The organism is Cellulosimicrobium sp. 22598 (assembly GCF_052044445.1).
Classification (GTDB): domain Bacteria; phylum Actinomycetota; class Actinomycetes; order Actinomycetales; family Cellulomonadaceae; genus Cellulosimicrobium; species Cellulosimicrobium cellulans_G.
Map to the genome: position 1 here is coordinate 76,742 of NZ_JBQEMZ010000007.1, position 19,867 is coordinate 96,608.

The 19,867-nt window shown below is 71.9% G+C and carries 18 protein-coding genes and 2 tRNA genes; 3 read left to right on the forward strand and 17 right to left on the reverse strand.

The window, feature by feature from the left end; translation table 11 throughout:
* Positions 1 to 10 precede the first annotated feature (10 nt).
* Genes ACTJIY_RS09405 through ACTJIY_RS09420 form a run of 4 tightly spaced genes read right to left on the reverse strand, consistent with a single transcriptional unit; the run spans position 11 to position 2,413 of the window.
* The gene (locus tag ACTJIY_RS09405) at positions 11 to 670 is read right to left on the reverse strand and encodes an aminodeoxychorismate/anthranilate synthase component II (RefSeq protein WP_253051603.1); all 660 of its coding nucleotides are present in this window, start codon (positions 668 to 670) and stop codon (positions 11 to 13) included.
* Positions 667 to 861 carry a hypothetical protein gene (locus tag ACTJIY_RS09410; RefSeq protein ID WP_353706957.1) on the reverse strand — a complete coding sequence of 65 codons (195 nt, stop codon included), beginning with the start codon at positions 859 to 861 and terminating at the stop codon, positions 667 to 669. The genes ACTJIY_RS09405 and ACTJIY_RS09410 overlap by 4 nt, the downstream gene beginning before the upstream one ends.
* Entirely contained in the window at positions 861 to 1,640 is a 780-nt protein-coding gene (locus tag ACTJIY_RS09415) for a class E sortase (RefSeq protein ID WP_440673660.1), read from the reverse strand. The genes ACTJIY_RS09410 and ACTJIY_RS09415 overlap by 1 nt, the downstream gene beginning before the upstream one ends.
* Positions 1,637 to 2,413, reverse strand: coding sequence for a DUF881 domain-containing protein (locus ACTJIY_RS09420; RefSeq protein ID WP_440673659.1), 777 nt, complete (start codon positions 2,411 to 2,413; stop codon positions 1,637 to 1,639). Before ACTJIY_RS09420 ends, ACTJIY_RS09415 begins: the two co-directional genes overlap by 4 nt.
* A 319-nt stretch (positions 2,414 to 2,732) precedes the next feature.
* Between ACTJIY_RS09420 and ACTJIY_RS09425 the strand changes: the two genes are divergently transcribed.
* Positions 2,733 to 2,984 carry a cell division protein CrgA gene (locus ACTJIY_RS09425; RefSeq protein WP_087470436.1) on the forward strand — a complete coding sequence of 84 codons (252 nt, stop codon included), beginning with the start codon at positions 2,733 to 2,735 and terminating at the stop codon, positions 2,982 to 2,984.
* 156 nt (positions 2,985 to 3,140) lie between these two features.
* Here the strand turns inward: ACTJIY_RS09425 and ACTJIY_RS09430 are convergent, their stop codons facing one another.
* Both ACTJIY_RS09430 and ACTJIY_RS09435 read right to left on the reverse strand, forming a co-directional pair.
* Positions 3,141 to 3,863 carry a rhomboid family intramembrane serine protease gene (locus ACTJIY_RS09430; protein WP_440673658.1) on the reverse strand — a complete coding sequence of 241 codons (723 nt, stop codon included), beginning with the start codon at positions 3,861 to 3,863 and terminating at the stop codon, positions 3,141 to 3,143.
* A 197-nt stretch (positions 3,864 to 4,060) separates the two neighbouring features.
* Positions 4,061 to 4,600 carry a peptidylprolyl isomerase gene (locus ACTJIY_RS09435; RefSeq protein WP_253051598.1) on the reverse strand — a complete coding sequence of 180 codons (540 nt, stop codon included), beginning with the start codon at positions 4,598 to 4,600 and terminating at the stop codon, positions 4,061 to 4,063.
* A gap of 142 nt (positions 4,601 to 4,742) precedes the next feature.
* On the opposite strand from ACTJIY_RS09435, the gene ACTJIY_RS09440 reads away from it, so the two are divergent.
* Positions 4,743 to 5,876, forward strand: coding sequence for a hypothetical protein (locus tag ACTJIY_RS09440; RefSeq protein ID WP_440673657.1), 1,134 nt, complete (start codon positions 4,743 to 4,745; stop codon positions 5,874 to 5,876).
* Between the two features lie 109 nt (positions 5,877 to 5,985).
* Here the strand turns inward: ACTJIY_RS09440 and ACTJIY_RS09445 are convergent, their stop codons facing one another.
* The 7 genes from ACTJIY_RS09445 to gyrB form a co-directional block, all read right to left on the reverse strand.
* Complete coding sequence (locus ACTJIY_RS09445; protein WP_440673656.1) at positions 5,986 to 6,978, reverse strand: HNH endonuclease; 993 nt, start codon at positions 6,976 to 6,978, stop codon at positions 5,986 to 5,988.
* Positions 6,979 to 7,099: 121 nt separating this feature from the next.
* Positions 7,100 to 7,172: transfer RNA gene (locus ACTJIY_RS09450), tRNA-Ala, on the reverse strand.
* Positions 7,173 to 7,211: 39 nt separating this feature from the next.
* Complete coding sequence (locus tag ACTJIY_RS09455) at positions 7,212 to 7,331, reverse strand: DLW-39 family protein (protein WP_208863433.1); 120 nt, start codon at positions 7,329 to 7,331, stop codon at positions 7,212 to 7,214.
* Between the two features lie 28 nt (positions 7,332 to 7,359).
* A tRNA-Ile gene (locus ACTJIY_RS09460) sits at positions 7,360 to 7,433 on the reverse strand.
* Between the two features lie 125 nt (positions 7,434 to 7,558).
* Positions 7,559 to 8,530 carry a DUF3566 domain-containing protein gene (locus tag ACTJIY_RS09465; RefSeq protein ID WP_440673655.1) on the reverse strand — a complete coding sequence of 324 codons (972 nt, stop codon included), beginning with the start codon at positions 8,528 to 8,530 and terminating at the stop codon, positions 7,559 to 7,561.
* Positions 8,527 to 11,163, reverse strand: coding sequence for a DNA gyrase subunit A (gene gyrA, locus ACTJIY_RS09470; RefSeq protein ID WP_440673697.1), 2,637 nt, complete (start codon positions 11,161 to 11,163; stop codon positions 8,527 to 8,529). The genes ACTJIY_RS09465 and gyrA overlap by 4 nt, the downstream gene beginning before the upstream one ends.
* Before the next feature lie 186 nt (positions 11,164 to 11,349).
* Positions 11,350 to 13,422, reverse strand: coding sequence for a DNA topoisomerase (ATP-hydrolyzing) subunit B (gyrB, locus tag ACTJIY_RS09475; RefSeq protein WP_253052478.1), 2,073 nt, complete (start codon positions 13,420 to 13,422; stop codon positions 11,350 to 11,352).
* 562 nt (positions 13,423 to 13,984) lie between these two features.
* Between gyrB and ACTJIY_RS09480 the strand changes: the two genes are divergently transcribed.
* Complete coding sequence (locus ACTJIY_RS09480; RefSeq protein ID WP_440673654.1) at positions 13,985 to 15,499, forward strand: hypothetical protein; 1,515 nt, start codon at positions 13,985 to 13,987, stop codon at positions 15,497 to 15,499.
* 134 nt (positions 15,500 to 15,633) lie between these two features.
* Here the strand turns inward: ACTJIY_RS09480 and ACTJIY_RS09485 are convergent, their stop codons facing one another.
* The 4 genes from ACTJIY_RS09485 to dnaN all read right to left on the reverse strand — a co-directional run bounded on the left by ACTJIY_RS09485 (position 15,634) and on the right by dnaN (position 19,661).
* A complete protein-coding gene (locus ACTJIY_RS09485) occupies positions 15,634 to 16,134 on the reverse strand; it encodes a DUF721 domain-containing protein (RefSeq protein ID WP_375823488.1) in 501 nt (166 codons plus the stop codon).
* A gap of 88 nt (positions 16,135 to 16,222) precedes the next feature.
* Positions 16,223 to 17,533, reverse strand: a complete 1,311-nt coding sequence (gene recF / locus ACTJIY_RS09490) for a DNA replication/repair protein RecF (RefSeq protein ID WP_440673653.1) — start codon at positions 17,531 to 17,533, stop codon at positions 16,223 to 16,225.
* A 30-nt stretch (positions 17,534 to 17,563) separates the two neighbouring features.
* Positions 17,564 to 18,469 (reverse strand): phosphogluconate dehydrogenase (NAD(+)-dependent, decarboxylating), encoded by a 906-nt coding sequence (gnd, locus tag ACTJIY_RS09495; RefSeq protein WP_440673652.1) that lies wholly within the window; start codon positions 18,467 to 18,469, stop codon positions 17,564 to 17,566.
* Between the two features lie 61 nt (positions 18,470 to 18,530).
* Positions 18,531 to 19,661: a DNA polymerase III subunit beta gene (gene dnaN, locus ACTJIY_RS09500; RefSeq protein WP_141389782.1), complete on the reverse strand. Its 1,131-nt coding sequence runs from the start codon at positions 19,659 to 19,661 to the stop codon at positions 18,531 to 18,533.
* Positions 19,662 to 19,867: the final 206 nt, after the last annotated feature.

The following is a 19,867-nucleotide window of genomic DNA, read 5'->3' on the forward strand; positions in this document are numbered from 1 at the left end:
GCTCCCGGGTCTACTGGCGGACCAGCGGTGCCATGCCCGCCGAGCGCTCGACGGCGCCGTCGAGCCCGCAGGCCTCGAGCCAGTTCGCGAGCAGGCGGTGGCCGCCCTCGGTGAGCACGGACTCCGGGTGGAACTGGACGCCGTGCAGCGGCAGGTCGCGGTGCTGGAGACCCATGATGACGCCGCCGGCGGTCGAGGCGGTCACCTCGAGCTCGGCGGGCACCGTGTCGCTCACGACGGCGAGCGAGTGGTAGCGCGTCGCGGTGAACGGGTCGGGGAGCCCGGCGAGGACGCCCTCGCCCTCGTGCTCGACGAGGCTCGTCTTGCCGTGCATGAGCTCGGGGGCGTGCGTGACCGTCGCGCCGTACACCTCGGCGAGCGCCTGGTGGCCGAGGCACACGCCGAGCATCGGCGTGCGCGAGGTCGCGCACGCACGGATGACCTGCTCGCTCTGGCCGGCCTCCTTGGGCGTCCCGGGCCCGGGCGAGACGAGGACGCCGTCGAAGACGGTCCCGTCGGCGTCGTGGAACCGGCCCTCGGCGTCGGGCTCGGGCACGGCGTCGTTGCGCACGACGACGGTCTGGGCGCCGAGCTGGTCGAGGTAGCCCACGATAGTGTAGACGAACGAGTCGTAGTTGTCCACGACGAGGATGCGGGTCGGGTGGGTCATCGCGGGGCCTCCACGGACGCTGCGCCGGCGGCGTCGGTCTGGATGTTGGGGTCGTTGAACGGCATGTACTCGGACACGATCGGGAACAGCCACTCGAAGCACGCGAGCACGACGGCGGCCGCGAGGACGAGCAGGATCAGCACCCGGACCCACGCGGGCCCGGGCAGCACGCGCCACAGCGCCCCGTACATCACGCGCTCCCTTCAGCGGCAGGAGCCGTCTGGCCGACGAGGTCCGGCGGCGTGCCGTCCTCGACCGGCATCCAGTAGTCCAGCTTCGCGTTGACGATGAACCGTGCCACGAGCGAGTTCAGCCCGATCGGGTGGCACGTCGTCAGGGTGAGGTACCGCTCCGTCGGCTCGACGCCGGGCTGCCACGGGACGGGCGCCACGGCCTCCACCTGGTCCGGCTTCACCGCCTGCATGTGGTCCACCCGGTACACGTACCAGATCCCACCGGCCTCCACGACGATCGGGTCGCCGATCTCGAGCTCCTCCACGTCGTGGAAGATCTTGCCGTACGTCTGCCGGTGGCCCGCGACCGAGAAGTTCCCGACCGCGCCCGGCATGACCGTCTCCGGGTAGTGCCCGGCCATCGCCTGGTCGAGGATCGAGCGCTTGTCCGTCCCCTCCGCGATCGGCATCATCTTGCCGTCCCACCGCGGCACGTAGAGCGTGCCCCACACCTCGCCCAGCGCCAGCGCCTCCATGACCGGAGGCTCGTCCCGGCGCACGGCCGTCGCGACGTCCCCGGCGTCCGGCGTGGGCGCGTCCATCTCCTCCAGGACCTGCGCCTGCACGCGGTCGGCCTGCACGTCCGTCCACCACAGCTGCCACACCACGTACAGCCCCAGCAGGATGCCGAGCGTGATGAGCAGCTCCCCGACGACGCCGACGACCGTGGACACGGGGCCGCGCCCCGAGGCACGGCGGCCCGCGTGCCGCACCGGCGTGGGCGCGGTGGCCGTCACGACGCCACCGCGTCGGACGGGCGCGCGTAGCGGAGCTCGAGCGCGCCCTCGTAGCCGGGGAGCTCGAGGTCGGACGTGTCCTCGACCGACCAGCCCAGGTTCACCGCGTCGACGTACTCCTGGTACACCTGGACGCCCGGCGAGCGCTCCAGGGCGTCGCGCAGCGCGTCCGGGTCGCCCACGGCCTCCACGACGTAGGGCGGCGAGTACACGCGTCCGTGCAGCAGGAGGATGTTGCCCGCGCACCGGAACGCCGACGTCGCGGTCACCCGCTGCCCCTGGAGCGTCATCGCCTCCGCGCCGCCGGCCCACAGGGCGTTGACGACGGACTGGATGTCCTGCTGGTGCACGACGAGGTCGTCCGGACGGATCTGCGGCGGGTAGTTGCCCTCGGGCGGGGCGTCGTCGAGCGTGACGGTCAGGCCCGTGCCGCTGACCGGCGTCGTGCCCGCCGCCACGGCGGTGCGCGACGCGAGGTCGGGGTCGACGCCGGCCGGCGCGTCGCCGGTCTGCGACAGTCCCGCGATCTCCTCCGTGAGCGCGTCGACCTGGGCCGAGAGGTCCGCCACGCGGTCCGACTCGCGGTCGACGAGCTGGGCGAGGTTCTCGGGGTGACGCGAGTCCTCGCCTCGGGCGAGGCGCGCGTTGGCGGTGAACATGACGCCGGCGAGCGCGAGGACGAGGGCGACCGTCACGGCGGACCGGACCCGGCGCGAGCGCGGGGGCGCGTCGGGCTCGTCCGGCGTCGCGGAGGCGGGTTCGGTGCCGCTCACGGACCGTCTCCTTCCTGGGCGGACGAGGGCGTCGACCGTCTCTCCGACGTGTCTCGGCCGCGCGTCTGTCGTGTCGTCGTCGCCGCGACCGGGCCGTTGCCCGCGCGCGGTGTCCCTGCCTATTGTGTGCGCCCACTACGCTAGTCGACGAACGTCGTCCACGATCGTGACGGACCCGTGCTCTCACGGAGCCCCGCGGCGCGTCGACGACCTTCGCCCGAGCCATGCACGGTTCCTGCACGACGACGGCAGGCGTCCGCTCCCGCGGTGCGTCCCGACGCCGCCGCAGCGGACCCCACCAGGACAGGAGCCCACCCTCGTGCCCGAGTCGAAGTCGCGCAAGAAGCCCAAGCCGCAGCGCCCGCCGAGCGTGCCCAAGCCCGAGTCGGGCAACCCGCGCTGGCTCGTGCCCACGATGCTCGGGCTGATGCTCCTCGGGCTGGCGTGGATCGTGCTGTTCTACCTCAGCGGGCCCAAGCAGCTCCCGATCCCGCCGCTGGGCGCCTGGAACCTCGGCGTCGGCTTCGCGTTCATCATCGCGGGCTTCGCGCTCACCACGCGCTGGAAGTAGCCGTCCCGACGACGTCGGCCGTCCGGGCCGCGGGCGGTTTCCTGCGCCCCGGACGGCGACCGGCTTCCCCGAGAGCACGACGACACAGGTGTAGTTCCACACCTGTGAGTAACCCTGGGGATAACCCGGTGGAATCGCTGGAAGACGGAGTCGGCGTCACGAGAAGCAGATGGAGACCGGCCCCGCGTTCGCGTACGTGATCCATGCCGCTACACCGAGCACGGCAGCCATGACGATCGTGGCGACGCCGGAGACGATCGCGCGCCGGTCCTTGGGCGCGTATGCGTACGCCGCACCCAGGGCAAGACCGACGACTAGACCCCCGAGGTGCGCCTGCCAGGCGATTCCTGGGAAATAGAGTCCGATCGCGAAGTTGATGCCGATGAGCACGATGATCTGCATCGCATTGCGCCCCGTCCTCCGAAGGACGAGGAGGATGGCGCCGAACAGGCCGAACACAGCCCCCGACGCGCCGACGACAGCTTGGCACCACATTGGGTTCAGCGGGCCTCCGGCGAGCAGGAGATAGCCGACCGAGCCGCCGATCGCCGAGAGCACGTAGAGCGCGACGAAACGCCAGCGACCCAGCATCTGCTCCAGGAACGGACCTGTGACCCACAAGGCGTACATGTTGAAGAGGATGTGGACGGGGCTCGTCGAGTGCAGGAATGCCGAGGTGAGGAATCGATAGGCCTCCCCCTCAGCATCCACAGGCGCGAACCACCACATCTCGGTCCATGCCCTGCCCATCACGAGCTGCAGGATCCAGCTCACCACGCACAGGCCGATGATCGTGAACGTCACGACCGGCGGGCCCCCGCGGACCTTGCCTCCGAGCGCGGTGCGCTGCGTCGGCGCCTGCCGGGCGGCGTCGCGCACGCAGTCGACGCACTGCACGCCGACGGCGGCCGGGCGCTGGCACTCGGGGCACGCGGGGCGCCCGCACCGTTGGCAGCGCACGTACGACACCCGGTCCGGGTGCCGCGGGCACACGGGCGGGACGGCAGGACCGTCGTGCGGTCCTGCCGTCCCGTACGCCGGCGGGCCGGGGGGCCCGGGAGGTGTCGTCGAGATGGTCAGTCCTCGATCGTGACGGACGTGATGACGATGTCCTCCTGCGGGCGGTCGCCCGGGCGGGTCGGCGTCGCGTTGATCGCGTCGACGACCGCGCGGGACGCGTCGTCCGCGACCTCGCCGAAGATCGTGTGCTTGCCGTTGAGCCACGGCGTCGGCACCGTCGAGATGAAGAACTGGGACCCGTTGGTGCCCTCGGCCTCGCCCGTGACCGGGTTGCGGCGCAGTCCCGCGTTCGCCATCGCCAGGAGGTAGGGGCGGTCGAACTGCAGCTCGGGGTGGATCTCGTCGTTGAACGTGTAGCCCGGACCGCCCGTGCCGGTGCCCAGCGGGCAGCCGCCCTGGATCATGAAGTCCTGGATCACGCGGTGGAAGATCAGGCCGTCGTAGAAGGGCTCGGTGCGCTCTGCGCCGGTGCGGGGGTCGGACCACGTCGTGGTGCCCTGCGCGAGCCCGACGAAGTTCGCCACCGTCTTCGGGGCGTGGTTCGGCAGGAGCTCGATCCGGATGTCACCTGCGGTCGTGTGGAGGGTTGCGAACATGGGCACCATCCTCCCACGAGACCCGCGCGCGACCCGTCCGACGCGATGTCTCGCGGGGCGGGCACGGTGGTGGCAGAGTGGTCGGAAACGCCCATCGCATCCGCACTTTCGTCCCGTCGGACGACGACCCCGGGGAGCACGCATGACCCGTTCTCGCTCAGCGAGCGACTCCGTCAAGGACACGCTCGAGTCGATCGACACCGAGAAGCTCAAGGACCAGGCCGCGCAGGCCGCCGCGACCGCGCAGAGCGCGGCGAGCCAGCTCGCCGACCAGGCCAAGGACGCCGCGGTGCAGGCCAAGGAGTGGGGGACGCCCAAGGTGGAGGCGTTCCTCGAGTGGCTCCAGCCGCGCGTCGAGAAGGCGTGGCAGGACAGCATCCAGGCCGCCGCACCGCGCGTCGAGAAGGCGGCGGGCAAGGCCGCGCCCGCCATCGACACCGCGCACGACAAGCTCGTCGACGAGGTGCTGCCCAAGATCGTCGCCAGCTTCAACGCCGCCGCCGCCAGCGCCGCCGACTCCGCCCAGCGCGCGGCCGACAACGCGGCCGAGGCGACCGCCGCCGCGTCCGCGGCCACGGCAGCGGCGACCGGCAAGAAGGCCCGCAAGCTCGCCAAGGAGGCGCAGAAGGCCGCCGCGGAGGCGGCGAAGCAGGCGCAGAAGACCGCGGGCAAGGCCGGCAAGAAGGCCGCGAAGCATGCCGACAAGGCAGCCGAGAAGGCCGCGGCGAAGCTCGCTGTCGCAGCCGACAAGGCCGCGGCGAAGGCCGCCGAGGCCGACGCGTCGAAGGGCAAGGGCCGCACCCTCTGGTGGATCGCCGGCGGCGTCACGGCCGCGGGCGTCGGCTACGTCCTCTACCGGCGCGCACAGCCCACGACCGACCCCTGGGCCGAGCCGTGGGAGCAGGAGGAGCAGCAGGTCCACTTCGACGACGTCGTCGGCGACGCCCGGCACGCCGTCGGGGACGCCGCCGAGTCGCTGGGCGAGGCCGCGGGCGTCGCCGTCGCGAAGGGCCGCGAGGCGACCGACAAGCTCGCCGAGCGCGCCGCCGAGGTGCGCGACGACGTCAGCGACCGCGTCAGCGACGCCGTCTCGGACGCTAAGGACGCGGCCAAGAAGGCCACCAGTCGCGCGCGCAGCACGACCCGCAGCGCGGCCTCGTCCGCCAAGGACGCCGCCGCGGACGCGAAGGACGACCTGGGCGACGCCGCCAAGAAGGCCCGCGAGGCGGCCGAGGACGCCGCGGAGGACGCGGCCAAGAAGGCCGACGACGTCTGACCCCGCCAGAGCGGCACGCTGGACACGCACGCACGACGCCGGGCCCACCGCGAGGTGGGCCCGGCGTCGTCTCGGGACGATGGGGCTCCCGGTCACCGAGTGGCGTGTCCTACGGCGCCCTCGAGGCCGTCGCACGATGCTCGCCCCAGTGCTTGCCGAGCCAGTCGACCTGCTGTTCTCGGAGGTCGAGCTGCAACGGCCTGCCATCGAGGCACGCGTACTGCGGGAACGCCGCGAGCTCGCTGTCGACGTCGATCCTCAGGGTGGTGGGATCGACGGCGAGCATCCCGTCGTCGAACAGCCTGTGGATATCACGGCGAAGCATGAGCCCACCGTGCGCGTGGTGCTCGCCGAGCCGCGCATAGCTGTAGAGGTGTCCCGCGTCGAGGACTCGTTCCGGCGCACCGCCGGTGAACGCGCAGGTGCTTCCCTGGCTCGACAGGAGATGCGCCCGGAACTGACGTTGCCCGCGTCTGACGCGCACGAGCGAACGGCGAAACCCACCCGAGAGCTCCAGCGTCACACCCGCGCCGTCGCTCCACACGGCATCCGGGAGTCGCCCCTGCACGCGGCTCAGGGCACGGTCGGCGTCCTTGCGGGCGAGCGCGTCGCGGAACGCGTCCCAGTCCAACGGACGCATCGCGTTGATGTCCACGGCATTCGTCTGGACCGCGCGGATCTCGTGCTCGTCCAGGACTCCCTCGAGCGAGGTCCACGCAGCGTCGTACCGGGCCGTGTAGAGCTCGACCTCGGCGACGTCGGCTCTCGCAGCCTCGAACGCTGCACCGCACTTCATGCACCGATAGCGCGGCGTAGCCCTCTTGCGGAGGGAGATTCGCGTCGTCCCGCACTCCGGGCACCTGTTGAGCACCTTCTGGCCCGGTGAGGTGTCGATCTGCTCGATGACCGAGATGCCGAGGAGGCGCACCTTGTCCCACAGGGCGATCGGGTCGCCCACCCGAAGGTTCTTGTGGTTGGGCACGTTGCTGTCCCAGGAGTAGTACGCGTCGTACTGATCGTCGTAGCCCGAATGACCACCGTGGCCGCGGTTCTCTCCCGCGGCCATGAGCAACCATGCGCGCCGCCGGCCGAGCTTCTCCACGTCGAGAGCTTGCCACGACGCCATCGAGGAGCACGCCGCACGCGCCGGAGCCGCGCACTCGCGAAGAGAGGTGTCAGACGAAGACGACCAGCATCGAAGTTCTCGATGCTGGTCGACGGAGTGGAGCCAGGGGGACTCGAACCCCCAACCCCCTGCTTGCAAAGCAGGTGCGCTACCAATTGCGCCATGGCCCCGGGTGACGCGGCCAGGGGCCGGTCAGGAGTGAGACGTGCTCACTCGAAGGTGTCGGTGACCTCTGCCCAGAGGTCACGCTCGGCGTTGTCCTCCGTGTACTTGCGCCACAGGAGATATCCGGCGCCGGCGGCGAGGAGCAGGACGAGAAGCTTCTTCATGACGTTCCCCCTCGAGTGGGTTCGGCAGTGGGCCTAAGAGGACTTGAACCTCTGACCTCTTCCTTATCAGGGAAGCGCTCTAACCGTCTGAGCTATAGGCCCGTACGCGCCTCGCCGGACAGCCCCGGGGGGCCGCTCCGCTCGCAGGCAGCGATTGAGGTTACCCCACCGGGAGCCGCAGACCCAAACCGAGGGCCCGTGGCCCCCGGTCCGGGAGCCGTCCTCGGTCAGTCGTCGGTGAGCGTGAGGTGCACGCCGCCCACCAGCGCGGCGACGATGTTGTACAGGAACGCCATGATCGTCGACAGCGCGGTGATGATCACCACGTTCACCACGCCGAGCAGCGTGGCGATGGAGATCACACGCCCGAACGCGACGTACTGCTGGATGTCCACGTCCGTCTCGGTCCCGACGATCTGCGTGAACAGGTCCTCGATCTTCGCGAAGACCATCATCCCGTCGAGGACGTACCAGACCACGGCCGTCGCGACGACGGTCATGATGCCGATCGCGACGGCGAGCAGGAAGCCGAGCTTCATCGCGGACCAGGGGTCGATGCGCGAGACCGCGAGCCGGACGCGGCGCGGGCCGCCGTCGTGCCGCACCGTGGGCGTCGCGCCCGTCGCCGGGCCGACGGCGGGCGTCGCACCGGTGAGGGGGGTCGCCGATCCGGAGACGCCCGCGGCGGAGTAGTGCATCGCCGCCGGCGCCGGGGTGTTCGTGGACGCCGCTGGGGCGCTCGGCGCTGCCGCGCTGGTCGTGGGCACGCGCCTCACCGTCTCGTCGTCGATCTCGTCGTGGCCGGGCTGGGGGTCGGTCTCCGCGGGGGCGGCCGGGACCGCCGCCGAGACCTTCTTGGCCGCGCTCTTCGCCGCGGCGATGGCCGCGGCGGCAGCCTTCACGGCGCCGGCGCGGGCGACCGCGACGCGACTCTCGCCGGACGCGCGCTCCATGCCGTCGTCGTCGACCCCGCGCTCCGGGGCGGCCTGGCTCGGGGCCCGGCCCGCAGACTGGCCCGGCGGCGGGGGCGGGGGAGGCGGCGGGACGGCGCCCGACGCCGCACCGTTCGACGCGCCGTTCGACTCCCCGTGCTTGCTCGGCGCGGGCGCACCCCCGGCGCGCGAGGCCGGGTCCGTGTCGGGACGCGGCACGGTCAGCCGGGGCGTGATCGTCGGCGGTGCGTTGTTCTCGCTGCTCATCTGGTTTCCTCGGTGGTTCCGGGGGCCGGCTCGGTCCCGCTCGCCTCGTCGGACGAGGCGGTCGGGTCGGTGGTCGGTGCGCTGCTCGTGTCGGTGCCGCCCGGGGCCGTGCCGGTCCCGTCCTCGCCCTCCACGGTATCCCGATCCTCTCCGAGGCGACGCTCGACGTTCCGCGCGACCGCGATGATGCGGTCGCCCTTGTCGGGCTTCGCGAACGTCACCCCCTGCGTGTTGCGGCCCGTGAGGTTCACCTCGTCGACCGCGGACCGCACGATCTTCCCGCGTTCCATGATCACCAGCACCTCGTCGTCGGCCTCTGTCACCAGAGCCCCCACGAGATCTCCACGAGCCTCCACCAGGTTCGCGACCTTGATGCCCAGACCGCCACGGCCCTGGACCCGGTACTCGTCGATCCGCGTGCGCTTCGCGAACCCGCCCTCGGTCACGACGAAGAGGTCGGAACCCTCCTCGACGACGTCGGCCGAGAGGAGCTCGTCGCCCTCGCGGAACTTCATGCCCGTCACGCCCGACGTCGCGCGGCCCAGCGGTCGCATCGTGTCGTCGCCCGCCGGGAACCGGATCGACTGGCCCTTGCGCGAGACGAGGATGAGGTCGTCGTCGGCGTCCACGAGGAGCGCCGCGACGAGCTCGTCGGGCGTGCCCGACTCGTCCTCGCGGAGGTTGATCGCGATGAGCCCGCCCGAGCGCGGCGAGTCGTACTCCGACAGCCGCGTCTTCTTGACCAGACCGCGCCGCGTGGCGAGCACCAGGTACTCCGCGGCGCCGTAGTCGCGCAAATCGAGGACCTGGGCGATCTTCTCGCCGGGCTGGAACGCGAGGAGGTTCGCCACGTGCTGGCCCTTGGCGTCGCGGCCGCCCTCGGGCAGCTCGTACGCCTTGGCTCGGTAGACCCGCCCCAGGTTCGTGAAGAACAGCAGCCAGTGGTGCGTCGTCGTCACGAAGAAGTGGTCGACGATGTCGTCCTCGCGCAGCTGCGCGCCGCGCACGCCCTTGCCGCCGCGCTTCTGCGCGCGGTAGTTGTCGCTGCGCGTGCGCTTCACGTAGCCGCCGCGGGTGATCGTGACGACCATCTCCTCCTCGGCGATGAGGTCCTCGATCGAGACCTCGCCGTCGAACGGGAGGATCGTCGTCCGACGCTCGTCCCCGTACTTGGCGACGATCTCGCCCAGCTCGTCGCCGACGATCGACCGCTGGCGCTCCGGCTTGGCGAGGATGTCCTCGTAGTCGAGGATCTTGCGCTCGAGCTCGTCGTGGTCGTCGATGATGCGCTGCCGCTCGAGCGCCGCAAGACGGCGGAGCTGGAGGTTGAGGATCGCCGTCGCCTGGATCTCGTCCACGCCCAGCAGCCCCATGAGGCCCGCGCGGGCCTCGTCGGCGTCGGGGGAGCGGCGGATGAGCGCGATGACCTCGTCGAGCAGGTCCAGCGCCTTGAGGTAGCCGCGCAGGATGTGGATGCTGCGCTCGGCCTCGGCGAGCAGGTACCGGGTGCGCCGCACGACGACGTCGAGCTGGTGCGTCGTCCAGTGCCGGACGAACGCGTCGAGGCTCAGGGTGCGCGGGACGCCGTCGACGAGCGCGAGCATGTTCGCGCCGAACGTGTCCTGGAGCTGCGTGTGCTTGTACAGGTTGTTGAGCACGACCTTCGCCACCGCGTCGCGCTTGAGCACGATCACGAGGCGCTGGCCCGTGCGGCCCGACGTCTCGTCGCGGATGTCGGCGATGCCCTGGACGCGGCCGTCCTTGACGAGGTCGGCGATCTTCGCGGCGAGGTTGTCCGGGTTCACCTGGTAGGGGAGCTCGGTGACGACCAGGCACACGCGGCCCTGGATCTCCTCGACGTTGACCACCGCGCGCATCGTGATCGACCCGCGGCCGGTCCGGTACGCCTCCTCGATGCCCTTGTGGCCGAGGATCGTCGCGCCGGTCGGGAAGTCCGGACCCTTGATGCGCAGCAGGAGCGCCGCGAGGAGCTCCTCGCGGCTCGCCTCGGGGTGGTCCAGGTGCCACTGGACGCCCTCGGCGACCTCGCGCAGGTTGTGCGGCGGGATGTTCGTCGCCATGCCGACCGCGATGCCCGCCGAGCCGTTGACCAGCAGGTTCGGGAACCGCGACGGCAGGACCGCCGGCTCCTGGGTGCGGCCGTCGTAGTTGTCCTGGAAGTCGACGGTGTCCTTGTCGATGTCCCGGACCATCTCCATGGCGATCGGGGCCATGCGGCACTCGGTGTACCGCGGGGCGGCCGCCGGGTCGTTGCCGGGCGAGCCGAAGTTCCCCTGGCCCGCGACCAGCGGGTAGCGCAGCGACCAGTCCTGCACCAGGCGCACGAGCGCGTCGTAGATCGCGCTGTCGCCGTGCGGGTGGAACTTGCCCATGACGTCGCCGACGACGCGCGAGCACTTCGAGTACGACCGGTCCGGGCGGTAGCCGCCGTCGTACATCGCGTACAGCACGCGGCGGTGCACCGGCTTGAGGCCGTCCCGGACGTCGGGCAGCGCGCGCCCGACGATGACGCTCATCGCGTAGTCGAGGTACGACCGCTGCATCTCGAGCTGGAGGTCGACCTGCTCGATGCGCCCGTGGTGCACCGCGACCGCCGTGCCGTCCGCGTGCACGACCGCCTCGTCCCCGTCGCCGGGGGCGGTGGGCTCGGTCTCGGGGTTCTGCTCGTCGGTCACGGTCTACCTCGCTCGTTCGTCTCTGCGTGCTCGCTGCGCTCGGTGGCTGGCTCTGTGTCTGCCGCGGACGACGCCGGGGCGCGTCCGAGGGCCGGTCGCCCGCGGGGCGCGGGCACCGGCTGCTCAGATGTCAAGGAACCGCACGTCCTTCGCGTTGCGCTGGATGAAGCTGCGGCGGGACTCGACGTCCTCGCCCATGAGGACGGAGAAGATCTCGTCCGCGGCCGCGGCGTCGTCCAGGGTGACCTGGTTGAGCGTGCGGTGCTCCGGGTCCATGGTCGTGTCCCACAGCTCCGAGTAGTCCATCTCGCCCAGACCCTTGTAGCGCTGGATCCCGTTCTCCTTGGGGATCCGCTTGCCCGCGGCCTGCCCGGACGCGAGGAACGCGTCGCGCTCCTTGTCCGAGTAGACGTAGTCGTGCGGGGCGTTCGACCACTTGAGCCGGTACAGCGGCGGCTGCGCGAGGTACACGTGCCCGTTCTCGATGAGGGGGCGCATGTACCGGAAGAGCAGCGTGAGCAGGAGCGTCGCGATGTGCTGGCCGTCGACGTCGGCGTCGGCCATGAGCACGATCTTGTGGTAGCGGAGCTTGGTGAGGTCGAAGTCCTCGCCGATGCCCGTGCCGAACGCGGTGATGATCGACTGGACCTCCTGGTTGGACAGGGCCCGGTCGAGGCGCGCGCGCTCGACGTTGAGGATCTTGCCGCGGATCGGGAGGATCGCCTGCGTCCGCGGGTTGCGACCGCGGACGGCGGAACCACCGGCGGAGTCGCCCTCGACGATGAAGATCTCGCACTCCTCGGCGCGGTTCGACTGGCAGTCGCGCAGCTTGCCGGGCATGCCGCCCGACTCCAGCAGGCCCTTGCGCCGGGTCGCCTCGCGCGCCTTGCGGGCGGCGAGCCGCGCCTGCGACGCCTGGATCGCCTTGCGGATGACGTCGCGCCCCTCGTTCGGGTGCGAGTCGAACCAGTCCGTGAGCTGCTCGTGGACGACGCGCTGGACGAACGTCTTCGCCTCGGTGTTGCCGAGCTTCGTCTTGGTCTGGCCCTCGAACTGGGGCTCGCCGAGCTTGACGGAGACGACGGCGGTCAGGCCTTCGCGGATGTCGTCGCCCGTGAGGTTGTCGTCCTTCTCCTTGAGGATGCCCTTGTCGCGCGCGTACCGGTTGACCAGCGAGGTCATCGCCGCGCGGAAGCCCTCCTCGTGCGTGCCGCCCTCCGTCGTGGATATCGTGTTCGCGTACGTGTGGACGGACTCGGAGTACGAGCTGGTCCACTGCATCGCGATCTCCACGGAGATGCGCTTCTCGGTGTCCTCCGACTCGAAGTCGATGACGTCGGGGTGGACGAGCTCGACCTTCTTCGCCGCGTTGAGGTGGGTGACGTAGTCCACGAGGCCGCCGTCGTACTTGTACGAGACGGTGCGAGCAGGCGTGGACGCGCCCGGGGTCGCGTCGTCCGCCTCGGAGACGCCGTCCGCGTCGGCCGCGCCGTCGCCGCCGGTGACCTCGTCACCCGTGTCGAGGTGGGCGGGACGCTCGTCCGTCAGCGTGATGCGCAGGCCCTTGTTGAGGAAGGCCATCTGCTGGAAGCGGGCCCGCAGGGTCTCGAAGTCGTACTCGGTCGTCTCGAAGATCTCCGGGTCGGCCCAGAACGTCTGCGTGGTGCCCGTCTCGTCCGACGGCTCGAGCCGCTCGACGGGCGTCACCGGGTTGCCGCCCTCGGTGAACTCCTGGCGCCACGAGTACCCGTCGCGACGGACCTCGGACACCATGCGCGTCGAGAGCGCGTTGACGACGGACATGCCGACGCCGTGCAGACCGCCGGAGACGGCGTACCCGCCGCCACCGAACTTGCCGCCCGCGTGGAGGATCGTCATGACGACCTCGAGCGTCGGCTTGCCCTCGGTCGGGTGGATCGCGACGGGGATGCCGCGGCCGTTGTCGACGACGCGGACGCCGCCGTCGGCCAGGAGCGTCACGTCGATCGTGTCCGCGTGCCCGGCGAGGGCCTCGTCCACAGAGTTATCCACAATCTCGTACACAAGGTGGTGGAGGCCCCGCTCGCCGGTCGAGCCGATGTACATGCCCGGACGCTTGCGGACCGCCTCGAGGCCCTCGAGGACGGTGATGTTGCTCGCGTCGTAGCCGCCGTCCGCCGAGGGTGCCGCCTCCGCGGACGCCGTCGGGTCGGAGATGGCGGTGTCGGTGTGGTCTGCCACGGGCAGGACTGCTCCTCGTCGTCGTGCACGCTGCGCCCGCGTTCGTGCGGAAGCGGTCGCCGCTGCTCAAGGGTTCCGGGCCCGTACCACGGTCGACGTCGGCTCCTCCGCCACGGGGGACGACCGGCCGTGGACGGCCGGCCACACCTCCTCGGAAGGGCTGCGCGCACGGGTGGTGAACAGACCCGGAATGACCTCCCCAGTCTACCCGCCACGAGCCGAATTCCGCGGATTGTGGCCCTCCTGGGGGCGGCTGAACCGGCATTCCCGACGTGATCCGCGCGTCGCCGTCGAGACTCCTCCACACAGTTGTCCACAGCCTTTGTCCACCGGGGGGAGCGATGCCCCCGCACGGCCGCCGGAGCCCTGGCGGAACGCCCTTACGGCCGGGGTGTGGGAACGCTCCCTTCGGGACAAGTCGGGAATCGGCATTTCGCGCTGAAAGTGGTCTAATACCACACACCATCATGATTCGCGCGTCGTCCGCGCAGGAGTGATCCGCGTGCGGGCGGCCTCACTCCGAAGGGACCCTCACCTCGTGAAGAGACTCCTCGCGAGCGCTGCGGCGACAGCGCTCGCGCTCGGTGGCCTGCTCGTGGCCACCGCTGCCCCCGCCTCCGCCCACACGCCGGACGTCAGCGCCACGTGCACCGAGCTCTCGGTGAACCTCAGCCAGTACTCCGCCCGTGGCACGAAGGACAACACCGTCACAGTCACCGTCGATGGCCAGCAGGTCGACAGGCAGACGTTCCCTGGCTCCTTCACGGGGACGTACCCCGTTCCCGACCCCACGCGAGCGACCTCGTGGGAGGTCAGCATCGAGGCGTGGGACGACCCGCACGGCAGGAACGGCTGGACGAAGGTCCTCACCGGCAGGACGACCGCGTGCCCGGGCCAGGGCCAGGAGGTCCAGGTCGGCATCTACCTGTACCCGAAGCTCGACGCCTCCCGGGACGCCGCCTGGGAGAACTCCGGCCCGCAGGACCTGCTCACGACCAAGACGCTCACGCTCTCCCCAGAGGAGCAGAAGTCGGGCGAGCACTGGTTCACGGAGCTCCCCGAGGGCACGCTCGAGGGGGTCGACCTGTGCGAGGGCTGGGGTATCCAGCAGGATCTCGTCCGCGGTGGTCCTGACGAGTACACGATGCCCGAGGCGATCACGTACCCCGACGGCTCGTCGATGGACGGCCACCTCGTCGACTGGACGCACCAGGAGCTGGACGAGTTCGGCGTCACGCTCCCGTCAGCCGCGGACTGCGACATCGCGCCTGTGGACGACGAGGTCGAGCCGACCGCCGTCGCCCCGGTCCCGCCCGCGACGATCGAGTCCTGCGAGGCGGACGCCGTCCCGGTGAAGCCCACGGACGGCCCCGAGGTCACCTACCTGGTCCGGACCGACGGCGTGCTCGCGACGCCGGCGACGGGCTTCGTGTTCGGTGCCGACCTCGCCGGGTACCAGCTGCTCGACGACGGCAGCGCGCTCTTCCCGATCGCGGACCTGCAGCCCGCCGCCGAGGACTGTGCCCTGGTCGCGGGCGAGATCACGGCCGTATGCGAGGGAGACGTGCCCTACCTGGGCTACGCCGTCTCGCTCCCCGCGGGCATCGAGGTCGACGACGAGACCCCCCTGTCGATCACGTTCCTCAACCCCGGCGACGGCGAGAACTGGACCGTCACGGACCAGCCGCTCTCGGGCCGCGTCCTGTGGCCCGGCGCTTCGGCGGAGGAGCCCCGGCAGTGGCCGGGCTGGCTCCTCACCGAGGACGGCTCGTACGTCGAGACCGAGGGCAACTACGCGTGGACCCGCGACGGCGTCGAGGTGCTGTTCGAGGTGAACCCGTCCTACTCGACGGTCGTCTCCTACCCGCCGGCGACGAGCGAGTGCGCCAACCCGACCGCAGGCACGGTCGGCGTCGTCGACGCGGCCGCACCGCCGGCCGGCCCCGCGCTCGCCACGACGGGCGCGACCGTCGCCGGTGCCGCGGCGTTCGCCGCCCTGCTCGTCGGCGGCGGTGCCCTGGTGTTCTGGCTGCGTCGCCGCGTGCAGTCCTGACGCCGACGCGGTGACCTGACCCGGTCACCCCCGCGAGGCCCGCCGTGCCCCCGGTCACGGCGGGCCTCGTCGTCTCCGGCGACCCACGCCCGGACGCGGCCCGCAGGACGGCGTGAGGACGCGCCGTCGGGCACTCAGCCCCAGGTGTCGCGCGGGCCCGGCCCGCGGACGGACTTCTTCCCCCGCCGGAAGCTCGGGCCCGCGGGCCCGAGGACCGTGACCGTCTCCACGACGCCCTCACCGACCTCGTGCGCGAGCCGCTCGAGGAGCTGTGGTGCGAGCAGGCGCACCTGCGTCGCCCAGGCCGTCGAGTCCGCCCGGACGACGAGCACCTTGTCCTCGAAGGTCTCGGGCTCGCAGTGGTCCGCGACCTGGTCCCCGACCACCTCGCGCCACCGCCCGACGACGCCGCCCACCGACACGTCGGCGACCCAGTCGCGCTCGCGCAGCAGGCGCGCGACGACGTCGCCCAGGAGCTGCGGGTCGCGACCACCCGGTCGAGCGCCCGACGTCGGCGGGTCGGCCAGGATCCGACGCCGCGGCTCCTGGCCGGGCCGCAGGCCCTTGGCCCGGGCCGCCGCCTTCGCCCGGTTGAGCGCCTGCCTCGCCACCTCCGCCGGCGGGGTCAGCTCCACGACGTCCCCCACGGGCAGCCCCGTGGCGCGAGGCTCCACGCCGTCCCGGTCCTCCACGGCGTCCGACGGCTCGGCGCCCGGCGTCGCGTCACGGTTCGGCACGGCTCACCGTCCCGTCCTGCACGACGAACCGCGCCCCGTCCAGGAGGGCGGGCACGTCGTCGGGCACCGCCGCCGTGATGATGACCTGGCCCGCGTCCGCGACGAGCTCGGCCAGCCGTTCGCGGCGCCGGACGTCGAGCTCGGCGAACACGTCGTCGAGCACGAGGACAGGCTCGCCGTCGGGACCCCACTGGTCCGCCCACAGGAGGGAGTCCAGTCCCGCCGGTGCCCCGTCCCGGAGGAGCCGGTACGACGCGAGACGCAGCGCGAGGGCGAACGACCAGGACTCGCCGTGGCTCGCGTAGCCCTTCGCGGGAAGCCCGCCGAGGGTGAGGACGACGTCGTCCCGGTGAGGTCCCACGAGGTTCACCCCGCGCTCGATCTCCTTCGCCCGCACCGCCCGCATGGCATCCAGCATGCGCTTCTCGAGCGTCGGTGCGTCGGGGAGCCCCGACGGCGGTCCGTCGCCGTCCCGGTCCGGCTCGCCCGGGGCGGGCGTGCCGCTGACGGCCCCGTCCGGGTCGAGCGCCTCGTCGACCGAGGACCGGTAGGCGATCCGCGCCTCGCCCTGCCCGGCGCTGACCTGCTCGTACGCCTCCGCGACGTACGGCGTCAGGGCCGCGACGAGCTGGAGGCGCAGCGCCGTGATCTCCGCACCGAGGCTCGCGAGCCGCGCGTCCCAGACCTCGAGCGTCGCGAGGGGGGAGGGCGCGCCCTCGGGCGCGTCGTCGTCGGGCGGTGGCTCCGCGGCCAGGGGACGGCGCGCCCCGCGGCCGCGCCCCCGGAGCGCGGTCGCGGACTTGAGGAGCGCCCCGCGCTGGCGCAGCACGCGCTCGTAGTCCGCGAGGAGCGCGGCGACCCGTGGCACCAGGAGCACGGCGAGCTGGTCGAGGAACCGACGACGACCGTCCGGGTCGCCCTTGACGAGCGCGAGGTCCTCGGGCGCGAAGAGGACGGTCCGCACGATGCCGAGGACGTCGCGCGGCCGCTTCGCAGGCGACCGGTTGATCCGCGCCCGGTTCGCCCGGCCGGAGGCGATCTCCAGCTCGACGGTGCTCGCCCGGTCGCCCCGGACGACCCGCGTCCGGACGACGGCGCGCGTGGCCCCCGCGCGCACGAGCGCCGCGTCCCCGGCGACCCGATGGCTCGCGAGCGTCGCCACGTACCCGATCGCCTCGACGAGGTTCGTCTTGCCCTGACCGTTCTGCCCGACGAGGGCGTTCACGCCCGGGGCGAGCTCGACGTCGACGGACTCGTAGGAGCGGAAGTCGACGAGGGACAGGTGGGAGACGTACATCGCGAGGACGTGCCGGGGACGGCCGACCGGTCAGGCCGGGTCGGCGGCCTTCACGGCGTGCCCGCCGAACTGCTGGCGCAGCGCGGCGACGGCCTTGAGGGCAGGGGACTGCTCCTGGCGCGAGGCGAAGCGCGCGAACAGCGCCGCCGAGATCACGGGCAGCGGCACGGCGTTGTCGATGGCCTCGTCGACCGTCCAGCGGCCCTCGCCCGAGTCGTCGACCCAGTCGTCGATCGCGGCGAGCTGCGGGTCCTCCTCGAGCGCCTTCACGAAGAGGTCGAGGAGCCAGGACCGCACGACCGTGCCGCGCGTCCACGCCTTCATCGTGCCGTGCACGTCCTTGACCAGCCCGCTCTTCGCGGCGAGGAGCTCGTAGCCCTCCGCGTAGGCCTGCATGAGGCCGTACTCGATGCCGTTGTGGACCATCTTCGCGAAGTGCCCGGCGCCGACCTCGCCCGCGTGGACGAAGCCCTCCTCGCGCGGCCCCTCCGGGCGCAGGGCGTCGAACACCGGCATGGCGGCCTCGACGTGCGTGCGGTCGCCGCCCACCATGAGGCCGTAGCCGTTCTCGAGCCCCCAGACCCCGCCGGAGACGCCGACGTCGAGGTAGCCGACGCCCTTCTCGCTCAGCTCGGCGGCACGCGCCTGGTCCTCGGCGTAGTACGAGTTGCCGCCCTCGATGACGAAGTCGCCCGCGCCGAGCAGGCCGCCCAGCTCGGTCACGACGCTCCGGGTCGGCTCGCCCGCCGGGACCATGACCCACACGATGCGCGGACCGTCGTCGGGCAGGGCCGCGACGAGCTCGGCGAGGGTCGCGACGTCCGACACCTCGGGCCGCGGGTCGTGGCCCACCACCTCGATGCCGGCGGCGCGGATGCGCGCCCGCATGTTGTTGCCCATCTTGCCGAGGCCGACGAGTCCGATGCGCGTGACCATGCGAGTCCTCCGGGGTGCGGTGATGCGGTCGGGGCGGTGGTGCGAGAGCGGTCCTCGCGGATCAGCCCGCGAAGCGGATCGGCACGAGCAGGTAGCGGTAGTGCGACGAGTCCTCGCCGTCGAGCGAGTCCTGCCCGGTGAACTCCACGGGCTTGTTCGGGTGCGTGAAGCTCAGGCGTACGAAGTCCGTGCCGAGGGCTCCGAGACCGTCGAGGAGGAACTGCGGGTTGAACGCCACCGAGATGTCCTCGCCGACGAGCACCGCCTCCAGCGCCTCGGACGCCTGCGCGTCGTCGCCCTGGCCCGCGTCGAGCACGACCTGCCCGTCCGTGAACGACAGCCGGATCGGCGTGTTGCGCTCGGCGACGAGCGACACGCGCTTGGCCGCGTCGATGAGCGGGGCCGTCGGGACGACCGCGTGGATCGGGGTCTCGTCGGGGAACAGCCGGCGGACCGCCGGGTAGTCCCCGTCGACGAGCTGCGACGTGGTGTGGCGGCCTCCGGCCTCGAAGCCGATGAGGTCGACCCCGGCGCCCGTGTTCAGGCCGACGTTCACGAGACCCGAGCTGCCGAGAGACTTCGCCACGTCGTTGAGCGTGCGGGCACGGACGAGGGCGACCGCCGAGTAGCTGGGGGTGACCGGGGTCCACGTGAGCTCGCGGAGCGCCAGGCGGTAGCGGTCCGTGGCGAGGAGCGTGATCTTCTCGCCCTCGATCTCCACCCGGACGCCGGTGAGCAGGGGGAGCGTGTCGTCGCGGCTCGCCGCCACCGTGACCTGCGCGACGGCGTTCGTCAGCTCGTCGCCGGAGACCGTGCCGGAGAGCTCGGGCATGGCGGGCAGCGCCGGGTACTCGTCCACAGGCATGGTGAGGAGCGTGAAGCGGCTCGCGCCGCACGTCACGGTGACCTTGTTGCCCTCGAGGACGACGTCGACCGGCTTCGCGGGGAGCGCGCGGGAGATCTCGGCGAGCAGACGGCCGGACACGAGCACCGTGCCGGGCTCGCTCACCTCGGCGGGGATCTCCGAGCGGGCCGAGACCTCGTAGTCGAAGCTCGACAGGCCGATCGTCCCGGACGCGTCCGCCTCGAGCCGCACGCCGGCGAGCACCGGGGCCGGTGGGCGGGTCGGCAGGGTCCGCGCCGTCCAGGTCACCGCGTCGGCCAGGACATCACGCTCAACCCGGAACTTCATCCCACACCCTCTCGTCCCAACGTCCTGATCGGACTCGATCTTCACATGTGCCGTCCGGCCCCGCCTCGGCGCCCGGACCGTCGTCGGCCCGGGCGCGTCCTGGCCGCTCGCGGGAAGGCCCGTGGGCGGTGGACGCGAGGAGCTCGGGTCGCAGGTCCGCGCACACGTGTCGTGCATGAACCCTACGCGAGGAGCCGGTCGGGAGG

What these genes read in the sequence shown, in the direction of transcription:
- ACTJIY_RS09455 (WP_208863433.1), bottom strand. Translation starts at nt 7,331, where the DNA reads ATGAAGAAGCTTCTCGTCCTGCTCCTCGCCGCCGGCGCCGGATATCTC.
- ACTJIY_RS09440 (WP_440673657.1), top strand. Translation starts at nt 4,743, where the DNA reads ATGACCCGTTCTCGCTCAGCGAGCGACTCCGTCAAGGACACGCTCGAG.
- dnaN (WP_141389782.1), bottom strand. Translation starts at nt 19,661, where the DNA reads ATGAAGTTCCGGGTTGAGCGTGATGTCCTGGCCGACGCGGTGACCTGG.
- ACTJIY_RS09405 (WP_253051603.1), bottom strand. Translation starts at nt 670, where the DNA reads ATGACCCACCCGACCCGCATCCTCGTCGTGGACAACTACGACTCGTTC.
- ACTJIY_RS09410 (WP_353706957.1), bottom strand. Translation starts at nt 861, where the DNA reads ATGTACGGGGCGCTGTGGCGCGTGCTGCCCGGGCCCGCGTGGGTCCGG.
- recF (WP_440673653.1), bottom strand. Translation starts at nt 17,533, where the DNA reads ATGTACGTCTCCCACCTGTCCCTCGTCGACTTCCGCTCCTACGAGTCC.
- ACTJIY_RS09435 (WP_253051598.1), bottom strand. Translation starts at nt 4,600, where the DNA reads ATGTTCGCAACCCTCCACACGACCGCAGGTGACATCCGGATCGAGCTC.
- gnd (WP_440673652.1), bottom strand. Translation starts at nt 18,469, where the DNA reads ATGGTCACGCGCATCGGACTCGTCGGCCTCGGCAAGATGGGCAACAAC.
- ACTJIY_RS09465 (WP_440673655.1), bottom strand. Translation starts at nt 8,530, where the DNA reads ATGAGCAGCGAGAACAACGCACCGCCGACGATCACGCCCCGGCTGACC.